At 58.9% G+C, this 13,132-nt stretch carries 13 protein-coding genes and 2 tRNA genes; 3 read left to right on the plus strand and 12 right to left on the minus strand.

Translation table 11 applies throughout. The annotated features are described in order from the left end of the window. Positions 1-257 (plus strand): primosomal protein N' (replication factor Y) - superfamily II helicase (locus JNM28_02010; protein ID MBL8067199.1); only part of this gene is annotated, 257 nt, incomplete at its 5' end. Between the two features lie 65 nt (positions 258-322). Here JNM28_02010 and JNM28_02015 read toward each other — a convergent pair. The 4 genes from JNM28_02015 to JNM28_02030 form a co-directional block, all read right to left on the minus strand. Then, positions 323-919 carry a PEP-CTERM sorting domain-containing protein gene (locus tag JNM28_02015; protein MBL8067200.1) on the minus strand — a complete coding sequence of 199 codons (597 nt, stop codon included), beginning with the start codon at positions 917-919 and terminating at the stop codon, positions 323-325. Positions 920-1,169: 250 nt separating this feature from the next. Then, the gene (gene dnaK, locus JNM28_02020; GenBank protein ID MBL8067201.1) at positions 1,170-3,056 is read right to left on the minus strand and encodes a molecular chaperone DnaK; all 1,887 of its coding nucleotides are present in this window, start codon (positions 3,054-3,056) and stop codon (positions 1,170-1,172) included. A 174-nt stretch (positions 3,057-3,230) separates the two neighbouring features. Continuing rightward, positions 3,231-4,508, minus strand: coding sequence for a DUF1501 domain-containing protein (locus tag JNM28_02025; protein ID MBL8067202.1), 1,278 nt, complete (start codon positions 4,506-4,508; stop codon positions 3,231-3,233). Positions 4,509-4,523: 15 nt separating this feature from the next. Continuing rightward, positions 4,524-6,140, minus strand: a complete 1,617-nt coding sequence (locus tag JNM28_02030; protein ID MBL8067203.1) for a DUF1800 domain-containing protein — start codon at positions 6,138-6,140, stop codon at positions 4,524-4,526. A 159-nt stretch (positions 6,141-6,299) separates the two neighbouring features. Here JNM28_02030 and JNM28_02035 point away from each other — a divergent pair, with 159 nt between their 5' ends. Next, positions 6,300-7,118: a hypothetical protein gene (locus JNM28_02035; protein ID MBL8067204.1), complete on the plus strand. Its 819-nt coding sequence runs from the start codon at positions 6,300-6,302 to the stop codon at positions 7,116-7,118. On the opposite strand, the gene JNM28_02040 is transcribed toward JNM28_02035, so the two are convergent. The 4 genes from JNM28_02040 to JNM28_02055 are packed head-to-tail and all read right to left on the minus strand — an operon-like array spanning position 7,115 to position 10,065. Beyond that, on the minus strand, positions 7,115-8,056 hold the full coding sequence (locus tag JNM28_02040) for a hypothetical protein (GenBank protein MBL8067205.1): 942 nt from the start codon (positions 8,054-8,056) through the stop codon (positions 7,115-7,117). The genes JNM28_02035 and JNM28_02040 overlap by 4 nt on opposite strands. Positions 8,057-8,083: 27 nt before the next feature. Next, positions 8,084-8,290 carry a hypothetical protein gene (locus tag JNM28_02045; protein MBL8067206.1) on the minus strand — a complete coding sequence of 69 codons (207 nt, stop codon included), beginning with the start codon at positions 8,288-8,290 and terminating at the stop codon, positions 8,084-8,086. A gap of 15 nt (positions 8,291-8,305) precedes the next feature. After that, a complete protein-coding gene (locus tag JNM28_02050) occupies positions 8,306-9,112 on the minus strand; it encodes a DUF692 family protein (GenBank protein MBL8067207.1) in 807 nt (268 codons plus the stop codon). Further along, positions 9,109-10,065, minus strand: a complete 957-nt coding sequence (locus JNM28_02055) for a threo-3-hydroxy-L-aspartate ammonia-lyase (GenBank protein ID MBL8067208.1) — start codon at positions 10,063-10,065, stop codon at positions 9,109-9,111. Before JNM28_02055 ends, JNM28_02050 begins: the two co-directional genes overlap by 4 nt. A gap of 67 nt (positions 10,066-10,132) precedes the next feature. Here JNM28_02055 and JNM28_02060 point away from each other — a divergent pair, with 67 nt between their 5' ends. After that, positions 10,133-11,350: a pyridoxal phosphate-dependent aminotransferase gene (locus JNM28_02060; GenBank protein ID MBL8067209.1), complete on the plus strand. Its 1,218-nt coding sequence runs from the start codon at positions 10,133-10,135 to the stop codon at positions 11,348-11,350. A gap of 61 nt (positions 11,351-11,411) precedes the next feature. Here the strand turns inward: JNM28_02060 and JNM28_02065 are convergent, their stop codons facing one another. From JNM28_02065 to JNM28_02080, 4 genes are all read right to left on the minus strand, one after another. Beyond that, positions 11,412-11,678, minus strand: coding sequence for a 50S ribosomal protein L28 (locus JNM28_02065; GenBank protein MBL8067210.1), 267 nt, complete (start codon positions 11,676-11,678; stop codon positions 11,412-11,414). A 95-nt stretch (positions 11,679-11,773) separates the two neighbouring features. Beyond that, a tRNA-Phe gene (locus JNM28_02070) sits at positions 11,774-11,849 on the minus strand. Positions 11,850-11,853: 4 nt separating this feature from the next. Further along, positions 11,854-11,929: transfer RNA gene (locus JNM28_02075), tRNA-Asp, on the minus strand. Between the two features lie 62 nt (positions 11,930-11,991). Beyond that, positions 11,992-13,086, minus strand: coding sequence for a homoserine O-acetyltransferase (locus JNM28_02080; protein MBL8067211.1), 1,095 nt, complete (start codon positions 13,084-13,086; stop codon positions 11,992-11,994). Positions 13,087-13,132: the final 46 nt, after the last annotated feature.

Consider the following 13,132-nt stretch of genomic DNA (forward strand, 5'->3'; position numbering starts at 1 on the left):
TCGACATCGGGGGGGACGAGCAGCAGATCACTAGCTACCAAACCCAGTACGACCGGTTGACCTTCAAACACGTCCTGCTGCCGATTTGGAGCGGTGCCTACCGGTACGGCGGCCGGAGTTGGGCTTACTTGGTCAACGGCCAAACTGGTGAAGTGAGGGGCGAGGCACCTGTCAGCCCCTGGAAAGTCGCAATTGCCGTGATTTTGGGGCTTATCGTCGTCGGCCTTATCATCTACTTGACTTCGAAATCCAAATAGCCATCAACAAAAGAGCCCCGCCGGATCAACCAGCGGGGCTCTTTCTTGTTTAGTGGGAGCGCAAGTTATTTCTTGCGGCGGCGGGCCGCAGCAAGAGCAGCAACGCCGAGGATGGCCATCGTGGCCGGTTCGGGAACCGCGCCAGCATGGACGGTGCCCTGGCCGCCACCGATCCCGTAGTCAAACGACCCTTGGTCGGTGTTGCCGAACCCGGACACGATCAGGTAGTACTGGCTGTTGGCGACCAAGACCGGAGCCGTGCCACCGGTAAAGTTCGACGTTTCGCCAGCTGCCATCCGGGACGATGCGAGGCCTTGGCCCGACCCAGTAAGGACGGTGAACGTGCCGCTGAAGTCGTCGTCGCCATCAAGCAGGTTCGTCAGCGGGGTGGCCGCGTTGAACGACGAGCCGTAAAGGAAGATATAGGTGTCGGTGTGGGGGGCCGCACCGGCGCCGTTGGCTTCCATCACGTAGCTGCCGGTCACATCAACCCAGAACGGGATGACGACATACGGAGTGGCGGTGCCGACACCGGACAGGCCTGAGAGGCTCGACGGGCGGTTCCACACGGGCGCGCCAGTGGTGGTGCCAGAACCGAGCAGGTTTTGGGCAAATGCGCCAGTCGAAACAAGGGCAAGCGCGATCAAAGCGATCTTTTTCATTTGGTTTCCTCTTCCAGTCTCCAATTAGACCGAGAATGCCTCTACTATAGCAAGAATTTGACGGCTTGTCCCCCGCAATATTACTAGTTGAAGTAAATCCATTCTGACAAACGAACTTTTCTATAGGCAAGCTTTTTGTGAATTTCTTGTCTAAAAACAGGATCAAGATTAAGGCGCGCCGCGATTGCTGGGCCCTTTGGTCGGTGCCGGGCCGGTCCACTCATGCAGACCGGCCCATTCCAATCAAGGATTACTTATCTTCCTTGAAATCGGCATCGACGACATCTTCGGCTGGTGCCCCGGAAGCGACGCCCGCCCCTTCTTTCGGGGCCTCGGATTGTTGATACAGGGCTTCCGAAAGCTTGTGGAACTCTTCTTCCAACGCGGTTTTAGCGGCCGCCATGGCGTCCAGGTCCTGGCGTTCGATGGCCTGTTGGAGTTCACCGATTCGTTCTTCGATCCGGCCGCGATCCGACTCTGAAACCTTGTCACCCAAGGATTTCAGCGTCTTTTGCGTTTCGCTGATCAGCTTTTCGCTATCGTTTTTGAGCTCTGCCGCTTCGCGGGCCTTCTTGTCGATGTCGGCGTTGGCTTCCGCATCCTTGACCATCCCCTCGATCTCTTCCTTTCCAAGGTTGCCCGAACCGGTCACCGTGATCTTTTGTTGAGTTCCGGTGGCCTTGTCGGTTGCCGTCACATTCAGGATTCCGTTGGCATCGATGTCGAATGTGACCTCAACCTGGGGAACCCGTGCCGGAGCTGGGGGAATCCCGCTGAGGTTGAACTGTCCAAGCGACTTGTTGTCTTTGGCAAGGCTCCGCTCACCTTGGAGGATGTGAATTGTCACCTCGGTTTGGTTATCCGCGGCTGTGGTGTAAACCCGGCTCTTGGTCGTCGGGATCGTGGTGTTCCGTTCGATCAACACGTCAGTGATGCCGCCTTGGGTTTCGACACCCAAACTGAGTGGGGTCACGTCGAGCAACAGGATGTCGGTCTTGTCCCCGCTGAGAACACCGGCTTGGATGGCGGCCCCAAGGGCGACCACCTCGTCGGGGTTCACGCTCTTGTTCGGATCTTTCCCGGCCATCTTCTTGACCAGTTCCTGAACCATCGGGATCCGGGTTGAACCACCGACCAAGACGATTTCGTTGATTTCGCTAAAACTGAGCTTGGCATCCTTCACCGAGCGCTCCACCGGCCCCTTGATCCGCTCAAGCAGGTCGGAACACAGGTCTTCGAACTTGCTCCGGCTCAGGGTCGTTTCCAGGTGGATCGGTTCGCTTTCCACCGCAGTAATGAACGGCAGGCTGATATCGGTGCCGACAGAACTGGAAAGCTCGATCTTCGCTTTTTCGGCAGCTTCCCGGAGGCGTTGCAACGCCTTGCTGTCTTTGCGCAGGTCGACTCCATGCTCGGCGCGGAACCCGTCGGCCAGCCAATCGACGATCTTTTGGTCAAAATCGTCTCCGCCCAGGTGGCTATCGCCTGCGGTGGACTTGACTTCGATCACGCCATCGCCGACATCGAGGATCGAGACGTCGAATGTCCCGCCGCCGAGGTCGAAGACCAAAATGGTTTCACTGGATTTTTTGTCCAAGCCATAGGCCAAGCTGGCAGCTGTCGGTTCATTGATGATCCGCAGAACTTCCAGGCCGGCGATCTCCCCGGCATTCTTGGTTGCCGTCCGCTGGCTGTCGTTGAAATAGGCGGGCACTGTGATCACCGCCTTGGTGACCGGTTCGCCCAAGTATGCTTCGGCATCCGCCTTGAGCTTTTGCAAAATAACGGCACTAATCTCCTCGGGGGTGAAATCTTTGTCTACCGCCGGGATGTGCACGGCTGCATTGCCCCGCTTGTCCTTGATGACCTTGTACGAAACCCGTTTGGCTTCTTCGGCCACTTCTTCCAACTTGTGGCCCATGAACCGCTTGATGCTCGCCACGGTGTTGCCAGGGTTTGTGACGGCTTGGCGCTTGGCGGTCACACCGACCAACCGCTCGCCATTGGCTTTGAATGCGACCACGCTCGGGAGGGTGCGGGCCCCGTCGGCGGTGGCGATAACCTTGGCCTCGCCTCCTTCCATCACGGCGACGACGCTATTGGTGGTTCCTAAGTCGATTCCTACAGTTCGTGACATGGCTTTCTTGTTCCAACCCTTGATAGTCTTTCGTGCAGACTTCTTGAGTCTCTTACACTCAAGTGACGAAGAGCAACGCGGTCAGGTTACGCTCGCGGGCCGAAATGGGCCATTTGGAAACAAGCAGGAGCCTGGCCGTGGGCCAGGCTCCTATAAGCACCGTCTATGGATTCGTCAGGCGGCCTTGAAGAATCCTTGCGGCTGACTGGGGATTGATTTGGACGGGAAGACCAATTGCGTATTCCCGTTTTGCAGGCGGCATTGCAACAAGTCGCCTAGAATGTCCCGGTCGTCGGTCGTTGGCATCACATCCACGCCTTCGTAAAGGTTTTCGTGTTCCAAGCCAGGCCAAGTCCCGTGGATCCCGCCGATCACGTTGGGACCCATCGTAAAGACGGTCCCACCCGTGCCATGGTCGGTTCCAAACGAGCCGTTTTCGGCCACTTGGCGGCCAAATTCTGAAATGACCACAACCGTCCAATTGGTTTTCCCCGAGTTCGTCAGGTCATGGTAGAACGTGTGGAGCGCATTGCCGAGTTCGGTCAACATCACGTGAAGGAGCCCGCCGTTTGTTCCCTGCCCGGCGTGCGTATCCCAACCCGCGCGGCTGACATGGGCGATCTCTAAGCCGATGTCGGCCTTGATCATTGAGGCGATGTGCTTGAGGGCATTGCCAAGTTCTGTGTCCTCATAGGGGTTCGCACCAACCGCCGGAGCTTCAAAATCGATCCCGGAAAATGTGTCAATCGTCCGCCGCGCGTTTTGAACCAGGTGCCGGGTCTCATCTTTCACGCGCGAGTAGATCCGGGTGATGGAGTCCAGCACTTCGTCTCCGCCTTGGAGATTGCCGCCCAAACCCAGGGATTCGGGTTTTCCAGAAGAGATCAATTGCGGAGCTCCGGCCAAGCAAAGCGGGGTCAGCGCGCTGTGGGTAAAGGCCCGTACCGCGGCATCCGGCTTGATTGGGGACGAGCTCAAAAGGTGCCGGGCGATCCACCCGCCATCTTCGACATTCTTGGAGTCCAGCTGCATCCAGGCTTGGGCTTCAAAATGCGAGCGGGTGTAGTTGGCGCGGCCCACGGCCGGGATGATGCCCAAGTGTTGACCATCGAAAATCGGCTTGAGGATCGAAAGTGCCGGGGGAAGGCCCCAATATCCGTTGATGTCGGTGGCCCGGTAGGAACTCCCCGAACCTGGCTGGGGCACGGCTGTGGTCGGGCGCAAGGCATAGTAGAGGGGGTCGCCATGCGGGACGAGCGTTGTCAACCCATCGCACCCGCCCATGAGGTAGATGAGAACCACAGTGTCCTTGATGGACGAATCTTGCGCAAACGCCAGCCGGGGCGCCCAAACCGGCAATGTGGCCATGGCCGACATCGCAGCCGCTCCCCCGAGGAATTTGCGGCGGCTCAGCTGCCGGTATTCGTTGCATGCGTTCTCAAATCTGTCCATCAAGGTGCTCCGAAGTCAAAACCACTGGTGTGCCGGGCTTGCCAAGGCCATAGCCAAGGCGTTGCGGCCACGTTCAGTAGAGTTCGACCCTTTCATATATCGGCGGAACCATATCTGGTCGGATACCGGTAATTCTCCTAGGAACAGCTTTTGGTTGATCCAATCCATGCGCTGAGGGTCGCTCATGTTCTGGAATACCGCCGGGTCGAACCATTCAACGGACCACACTTGGCCGTTCGAGATCCCCAAGCCGAAATTCAGCCTTTGGACCATGCTGGTCGACCAATGCACAAAGGAATCCGGGTAGGCGTCTGGCTGTTCCCACTTGTATGGTTCGTGGGACATCTCGGCAATCTGGTTCAAAATGCCGCTCGGCTCGTTGACATAGAGCCCCAACTGGCGGATCGAGCCGACAACCAAATGGAAGGGCCGCTTGAACTTGGGCACAGACTTTTGCATCTGGTTCGATGACAGGATGATGCGGAGCAACGCTTTGATATCGCCCTTTGGGCCCCATGCGTTGCCCAAGGATTGCAACAGTCCCGCATCGGGATCACGGCCCAAAAAGAACCGGCACAGTTTGCTGCAAATGTTGTACACCGTGTAAGGGTGGGTGGCCAACCAGGTGAGGAAGGCATCGCCCTGGGCTTTGCCCGATTGCGGGAATGAATGCCCCATCACGGTGCGCGTGCCAGGCGCATGGGCAGAATCGGTGTATTCAAAAATCCCCGTGTGCAACGGGTCGCCTTCCCGCGAAGGGGTTCCCCATCCGGTCAGGATGTTAGCGACTTCATAGATGTCCGCCTCGGTGTATCCGCTGGCCGGGGTCACCGTATGGAGTTCCAGGATCTCGCGGGCGTAGTTGACGTTGATGCTCCCCGCCACCGAACCGCGGTTGTCTAGATAGTCCATCATCGCGCCGTGGTTAGCCGACCAGACCAACTGGTCGTAAAACGTGGTCATCGCCAAATTGCGCTGCCCACGGTAATAGTCCATGACGCCGCCATAGTAGGGCTTCTCGTTCAAGTAAAAGTGGTCGCCCCAAAACTCTGACATCCGCTGCAACAGTTGGCGCTTTGAAAAGATTGCCCGGTATGTCAGGGCATTCTTCAACTGGTACATGGTGGGCCACGAGTTCGGCCCTTGGTATTGGTTCAGTTGGAGCAACGATAGTTGCAAGCGGGGGCAATTGGCAGACACCCAGCTTTCGCAGACCGAATCGTCGATGGATTCCCAGTTGAGCTGCTTTTCGAGATAGGCGTCATAACCCAGGGTTGTCAGCTCCGTCAAGTCGGCTTGCGTCGGCCCGTAGGTGACGCGCCTCAATAAGCGTTTGTTGACGTCGGTCCAGAACCGCCCGACATTGGTGACCCCGGCCCCGCCGCTGGATCCAAAGCGATTGCCGGAATTCCCGAATCCGTTGCCGCCGGGAGGCTTGGCGCCAGGAAGATTTGCCCCGGTACGACCCTTCCCTAACATCTGCTGGGCGGAAGCCATCCCCGTCGCCGCGGCCAAGGCGGCCGTCAAGCCGCCAGCCAGGATCGTGCGGCGAGATTGCAGGGTGGGGGTCGTTGCCAAGGGGGATTCCCTTTCCGCCGTGGCAGTGGGTGAGCCGGTCGATTCCATCAACATTGCAGTTCCTCAAGCGAAGGGCGTCCCGGAATTCGGGCCGGCCCAAGGTGCAAATTCCATCGAGGCTTGTCCGTCCGGCCCGGCACCCTTGCGGGGGAAGGCCAAACCCCGCAATTGCACGGCCCAGGAATCTACCGGCAACCGAGTAGCCTCTTGCCGATGCCCAAAATCGCGCTGGCAACCTGTTTGAACCTCTATGAACCGGACAATGACCAAGAAATGATGCTGGCCAGGTTCAACGAAGCCGGGTTCGACACCTGCCTCGCCGCCTGGGATGACAACCAGGTCGAATGGTCAGGGTTCGATGGGGTCGTCGTGCGCTCGACCTGGAATTATTTCGAGCATCTCCCTGAGTTCAGGGCGTGGGTCTCAGCGGTCGACGGGGTCACCGTGCTCATGAACCCGGCCGACGAAATGTTCGATAACACGGATAAGCGCTACCTCCTGGAATTGCCCCGTCACTGCATCCCCATCGTCCCAACCGTCATCGGCCAAGCCGACCACGGGTTTGCCAGCAAACGGGTGGTTGTCAAACCTTCCGTCGGGGCAGGCAGCTACCTCACCCGATTCTTTGAAGCAGGCGATTCCGCCCGGATCGCGGCCCACATTGAGGAAATCGAACAATCAGGATGCGAGGCATTGGTCCAGCCCTATTTGGAATCCGTCGAATCAGGCGGAGAGCGCTCGCTGATCTGGGTCGATGGCGAAATCACCCACGCCATTGTCAAGCGTCCGCGGTTTGATGGGGAGGATGAGTCCGTTTCCGATGCGCAAATGCCCAGCAATGCCGACTTGGCGGCCGCCGAGCCGGTCATGGATCTTCTCACATCCAAAACCCTGTACGCTCGAATCGACTTCATCGTTCAAGACGGCAAGCATTTGCTCAGCGAGTTGGAAGTCGTCGAACCCTCCCTTTTCCTTTCCCAGCACCCGCCGGCCCTCGACCGTTTGATCGACGGAGTCCGCAAACGGATCTAAGGCCAGGGCACTTGTACTGGGCTCAGAGGATCCAGGTATTCCGCCCAGAAATAACTTTGTTGGGGAGGAACCGTCCTGGAAATCTCGTCATCCACCGCCCGGAAACCGATTTTGAGGGGGTATTTGCCAGCTGGAGCGCCACTTGTGTTTTCATGGTCGCCCCAGGCATAACCTTCGGCGACCGCTTCAAATCCGGTCGCGATTCGGCGGGCCGGGTCGATGGCGATCTCGCCGACTAACCGACCGGCAATCCCCTTTTCTGAACCTCCATGGCCCTCGTTGTTTGTCAGTTTATAAAGTCCTTCAAACCGGTACCGGCCGTTGCCTATCCGGCTCATTTGGATGTCGAGGACGCGGATGTCGTCGTACCGCCAGCGGGTTGGTTCCCCCCGGACGTCGTCGATGAGGTGGAACCTGGCGATCCGTCGGGCCATTTTGGGAGGCATCGGGAATTGGTCGCCTTTAGCCGCCAAAATTGCCGCTGCGTCTTCTGGCAAAACCCAATAGTGATCCCGTCCGATCCCGCTGTTCTTATCCGAGCAGCCCTCGGGTAAGGGGGTGATCCGGGCGATCGTGCGGACGGTCAGGGTGCCCGGAGGCCGGGCTTGAGTCCACCGCTTGACCGGCCCAAGATCCAGCTTCACCGACTTGGAGGGGCTCGCCTTGAACTTGGCAAGCCCCTCATCAAGGATCTTCATGAACTCGTCGTGCTGGCGACCATGCATGCTGAAAACGTAGGCTTGGCCATCGGCGCCGACAATGTAGAACCCTTGCGCGGTGACCCCCTTGGCCGCATTGGGGTGGACTTTCACCGCCGTATCCATGAACCAGGTCTTTTCTGGAGAATCCCACTTGCTGACCTGCAATTCGTTCGTGTTCCCGGCAAAGGGAATGAATTCGGTTTTGAGCCGGGCGATCACATCAGGGTTGGTGAACAAGACACGCTTGTCCGCTTGGCCGTTATTTCACGTGCATCCCGTTGGGTGGCCGTTCATCATCCAAAGGAAGAGCGGCTTGCCAGAGTCGGATGCTTCTTGGCGGGCTTGGAACAAATTCAGTCGCCATCCGACTTCCATCCACTTTTCTTCTTCAGGCCCTGGCCAAAGGGCATCAACCCGGTCGGTCACATCGGACCAGGTACACGAAGCAACGGCCAGCATGAACGGAATCATCCTCCTTCATTGTATTCAAACCAGACTCAGCATTTGGCGGATCGCCTGGCATTCCGACAAGATTTCTTGTCGATCGGAGCGCCAGGAAAACTTATCTCCGAACCCGCCGTATTCCAAGGCGACGATCGAGGGGCGGGCGGCGTGCCCCTCCCGGATTGCCGCCACAACAAAGGCCGTTGCCTGCCAATCTTCCTCCGACATTGGCATGCTGTCCAGCAGGAGATCCCCACCGAGCCTCGTCCCGACCCCGCAGATATGCCACTCCCGCAATGAATGCAAGGGGAATTTCAAGACCTCGTCGCGGAATTCAAGCCCTGATTCCAAGCATGTGATCCGCAAATGGGCCGTGTCAAGGAGCATTCCACAGCCTGTCTCGGCGACCAACCAGGTAAAGAACCCGCCCAGGGCCGCTTCTTTGACCGGGGCCGGATCATCTGACCGGGCGACGACGTTTTCGACGACGACCTGGGAAACTGGGACGTGTTCGGCCAGGCGGCTAATGCACTGCACGCAATCACGCAAAACCCCTTCCACGCCCGTCAAACCCGGGTAATCGGATTCCCGGATTTTGATGTGCAAGTTGAGGTGGTCGGTTTCGGTCTCGTCCATCAACCGGAACACCCAACTCCAGTCCGTTTCCTCATGATCGAAGTTGACAACCCCGCCTGGCGAGATCCCAAATGGAAAATGGACGTAAACCGGCCCGTCCGCTGCCTGTTCGATCCATTCGGATTGCAACGCGAGCTTGAGCAGGTCGGCGGGCAGGCGGCCTTCGTCCCGCAGCGCAATGGCCTCGGGGGAGGCGTTGACGGCAAGCCTCACCTTTGCCCCCAATATCTAGATAGGTCGGCCAAATCCACATTGCCCCCGCTGATCACAACCCCGATCCGCTTGCCCGCGATTTCTTTTTGCGCACCCAGCAATGGTGCCAAGCTCAAGCTGCCTGTCGGCTCGACAACCATTTTCATCCGCTCGGCATAGAACGCCATGCACACCAAGAGCTGGGAGTCGGGCACCGATGCCATCTCATCCACATGTTCCCTGATCAGGGAAAACGTTAAATCGCTGGCACTGGGCGTCCTGGCCCCGTCGGCGATTGTCTCCGGGTTGTGAACCGTCTCGATCTTGCCGCTGGCAAACGACCGGCAAATATCGTCCCCGGCCTCCGGTTCGACACCCACCACCCGGCAGCCCGGACACATCGTTTTTGCCGCGACCGCCGAGCCACTCAGCAAGCCTCCGCCACCAACGGGGATGTAGATTTCATCGAAGGCGCCACATTCCTGGATCATTTCCTTGACCGCCGTGCCGGCTCCGGCGACGATATGAGCGTGGTCATAAGGGGGGATCAAGGACAGGCCCCGTTCTTGGCTGAGCTTGCGGCTGAGTTCTTCCCGGTTCGTCTCGTCGCGGTCGTAGAGGATGACCTCGGCCCCGTAACCTTCGGTTGCCGCCCGTTTGACCCGGGGGGCGTCATTGGGCATAACAACCGTCACCCGAACCCCGTGAACTTGGCCAGCTCGCGCCAGCGCCTGGGCGTGGTTGCCGGAAGAATAGGTCATGACGCCCCTCTCTCTCTGCTCCGGACCAAGTTGGAGCAGGGCATTTGTCGCCCCGCGGTACTTGAATGCGCCTGCAACCTGGAAGTTCTCGCACTTGAAGTAAACCGATGCACCGAGCTTTTCGTTTAGCGTTCGGTTTGTTCGAACCGGAGTTCGGTGGATGTACGGCGCGATGCGATCGTGGGCTGCCGCCACATCCGCGAAGGTGACCATGGAACCCAAATGCTACCTGGCTGAGTCTGGGGACCGCCCTTGTCCGGAGTACACTCGCAACATCCCGATGGCACTCCCCATTTCCGACCGGGCCCAAGCCATGCCGGCTTCGCCGATCCGCAAGCTGGCCCCCTACGCCGACGCCGCCAAAAAGGCCGGTGTCACCGTCTACCACCTCAACATCGGCCAGCCGGACATCCCCAGCCCTGAGTCGTATTGGAAGGCCGTCAAAGAGTGCGGGCTTTCGGTCTTGGAATACTCGAATTCGGCGGGGATCGCCGAGTTGCGCGACAAAGCCGCCGCCGACTATTGCCGCCAAGGCATCGAAGTGACCCCGGCCCAGGTTTTGATCACGACGGCGGGATCAGAATCTCTCAGCATTGCCATGAACGTCATGTGCAATGCCGGGGACGAAGTCATCATCCCCGAACCGCTTTATGCCAATTACATCGGCTTTGCGGCGGGTACCGGGGTTAATGTTGTCCCCATCCCGACCCGCATCGAAGACAACTTCGCCCTTCCTCCAAGCATCGAGTTCGAGAAAAGGATCACCGACCGCACGCGCGCCATCGTCGTCTGCAACCCGGGAAATCCAACCGGTTCCATCTACTCGCCAGCCCAACTAAAGGAGCTCCTTGCCATGGCCAGGGCCAACAACGTCTACATCGTGGCCGACGAGGTGTATCGAGAGTTCTACTTCGATGGAGTCCGGCCGACCAGCGTCTTGCAACTCGAAGGGTCGGACGAAAATGTCGTGATGGTGGATTCCGTGAGCAAGCGGTACAGCCTTTGTGGGGCCCGAATCGGCTTCTTTGTCACGCGCAACCCGGCTTTGATCGATCCGGCCGTGCGGTTCGCCCAAGCGCGGCTGAGCAGCCCCACGTTGGAAATGCTCGGCGTCATCGGGGCATTGGACACACCGGAAGAGTATTTCCAATCGCTCCGATCCGAATACACCGCCCGCCGGGATCTCCTTATCAAACGGCTGCGCGCCATGCCCGGCGTTCTTTGCCCTGATGTTCAAGGGGCGTTCTATGCAATGGTGAGGCTGCCCATCGACGACAGCGACCGGTTCTGCCAATGGATGCTTGAAGAGTTCCGCCATGGGAACGAAACCGTGATGATGGCGCCCGGAACCGGCTTTTACAGCACCCCCGGATCCGGTAAGGATGAAGTCCGCATCGCCTATGTCTTGGGGACGGATCGGATCGCCAAGGCGATGGACTGCCTGGAGGCTGCGCTGGCGGTCTATCCGGGCCGGATTCTCGCGGGGACGCACCACTGATTAAGGAAAGCCTCCTGCCGGCAAGCCGGCAGGAGGCGTATCTCGGTACTTTGATCTGGCTCTAGAGGCTGTAATCGGCCCGGGCGAGCCATTCTTTCGGAATGGGCTTCAAACCGCAGATCACCTTGGCGAATTCTTCAGTCTTCATCACGCTGGCCGCCACCAACAGGCGGACTTTGCCGTTCGGCGTGTTGATGGTCACGCGCTGAAGGTTGGCGTGTTGCCACCGGTTCTTGTGGGGGGCGCGGAACTTCCACGCGGAGTGGCGGTGCCGCACGTGCTTGGCTTTGTTCGCCTTCTTTCCACTGACCTGACAGACCTTTGCCATTGCTCTTGATTCCTTTTTGCGCTCGCGCGCTCTCCCGCGACCCATCACTATACTCGGTCGCGCGCTTTCCCTTTTGGGCCGTTTTGGCAAAGGGATGGTGCCGCAAGCCGGACTCGAACCGGCGACCCAAGCATTTTCAGTGCTTTGCTCTACCAACTGAGCTACCGCGGCACTCTGGCGAGGATGACGGGACTTGAACCCGCGACCTCCGGCGTGACAGGCCGGCGCTCTAACCACTGAGCTACACCCCCGCTTCGGGATTCAAATTATGGCCAACCCGGACGGGCAAACGCAACAAACAGGTCGGTTAGCCCTAGACGGATAGAAACCCCCGCACCAACCGGCCTTGCTCCACCTCTTCCAAAAGGAACGCATCGTGGCCCCATGGGCAGTTGATCTCCACAAACTCCGATTGGCAACCGGCCAGCTGCGCCAAGCGGTGCAATTCCCGGCTTTGGTGCGATGGGTAGATCCAATCGGAGTCAAAGGCCGTGAACAGGAACCGGGCGCCGGCACCGGAAAAAGACTCCAACCGGTAGTAGTCGATCGCCCGGGTGAGCACCAGGTGAGAATTGGCGTCGAACCGCTGGTTGAACTTGTCCCCTTGGTAGTTCAGATAGCTTTCCACTGCGAATTCGGTGCCGCCATTGTAAGAAAATGCCTCTTTGCCCTGCAATGCGCGGCCGAATTTGCTGGCAAAACTCGATTCGCTCAGGAACGTGAGGTGCCCGATCATTCGGGCCACCGCCAGTCCGTTGACGGGCCCCGGGCCAGGATAATAGTCGCCGCCGAGGAACGCAGGGTCGCGGAGCACCGCTTGCCGACCCGCCTCATTGAAGCCGATCTGCATCGCGCTGTGGGCCGCACAACTGGCGGTGCACCAAACCCGATCTACCATTTGTGGGCACTGCACGGACCATTGAATGGCCTGCATCCCGCCCATGCTCCCGCCGGCGACCAAGGCCCATTTCCCCACCCCTAAAGCTTCCGTCAGGCGCTTCTGTGCCTCCACCATGTCCTCAACCAGGATCGTGGGGAACCGCGAGCCGTAGGGCTTGCCGTCTTCTGCCATGGAACAAGGTCCGGTGGTGCCCCGGCAACCGCCGAGAACGTTCGTCCCGACGACAAAATACTTTTCGGTGTCTATGGTGCGGCCCGGACCTACCAACCGATCCCACCAACCGACGGCGTGGCTGTCGCCACTCAAGGCGTGGCAGATCAAAACCGCATTACTGCGCGAGGGGTTCAGTTCGCCCCATGTTTCATACGCGACCGTGACCGACGGCAGGAACCCTCCGGCCTTGAGTTGCATATCCCCGGCGTCAAAATACCGGCGTCCATCGCCGAGCGGGGTCTGCCGCTCATTTTCTTGGAACAGGGCATTGTCCGTCTCGGGCTCTTGCTCCATGGGTTGCCGAGGAATCTACCTTCAGACCCGGGGCGGATGTTGGGAG

Source organism: Armatimonadota bacterium (genome assembly GCA_016789105.1).
Taxonomy (GTDB): domain Bacteria; phylum Armatimonadota; class Fimbriimonadia; order Fimbriimonadales; family Fimbriimonadaceae; genus UphvI-Ar2.

What these genes read in the sequence shown, in the direction of transcription:
- JNM28_02015 (MBL8067200.1), bottom strand. Translation starts at nt 919, where the DNA reads ATGAAAAAGATCGCTTTGATCGCGCTTGCCCTTGTTTCGACTGGCGCA.
- dnaK (MBL8067201.1), bottom strand. Translation starts at nt 3,056, where the DNA reads ATGTCACGAACTGTAGGAATCGACTTAGGAACCACCAATAGCGTCGTC.
- JNM28_02025 (MBL8067202.1), bottom strand. Translation starts at nt 4,508, where the DNA reads ATGGACAGATTTGAGAACGCATGCAACGAATACCGGCAGCTGAGCCGC.
- JNM28_02030 (MBL8067203.1), bottom strand. Translation starts at nt 6,140, where the DNA reads ATGTTGATGGAATCGACCGGCTCACCCACTGCCACGGCGGAAAGGGAA.
- JNM28_02035 (MBL8067204.1), top strand. Translation starts at nt 6,300, where the DNA reads ATGCCCAAAATCGCGCTGGCAACCTGTTTGAACCTCTATGAACCGGAC.
- JNM28_02045 (MBL8067206.1), bottom strand. Translation starts at nt 8,290, where the DNA reads ATGATTCCGTTCATGCTGGCCGTTGCTTCGTGTACCTGGTCCGATGTG.
- JNM28_02055 (MBL8067208.1), bottom strand. Translation starts at nt 10,065, where the DNA reads ATGGTCACCTTCGCGGATGTGGCGGCAGCCCACGATCGCATCGCGCCG.
- JNM28_02060 (MBL8067209.1), top strand. Translation starts at nt 10,133, where the DNA reads ATGGCACTCCCCATTTCCGACCGGGCCCAAGCCATGCCGGCTTCGCCG.
- JNM28_02065 (MBL8067210.1), bottom strand. Translation starts at nt 11,678, where the DNA reads ATGGCAAAGGTCTGTCAGGTCAGTGGAAAGAAGGCGAACAAAGCCAAG.
- JNM28_02080 (MBL8067211.1), bottom strand. Translation starts at nt 13,086, where the DNA reads ATGGAGCAAGAGCCCGAGACGGACAATGCCCTGTTCCAAGAAAATGAG.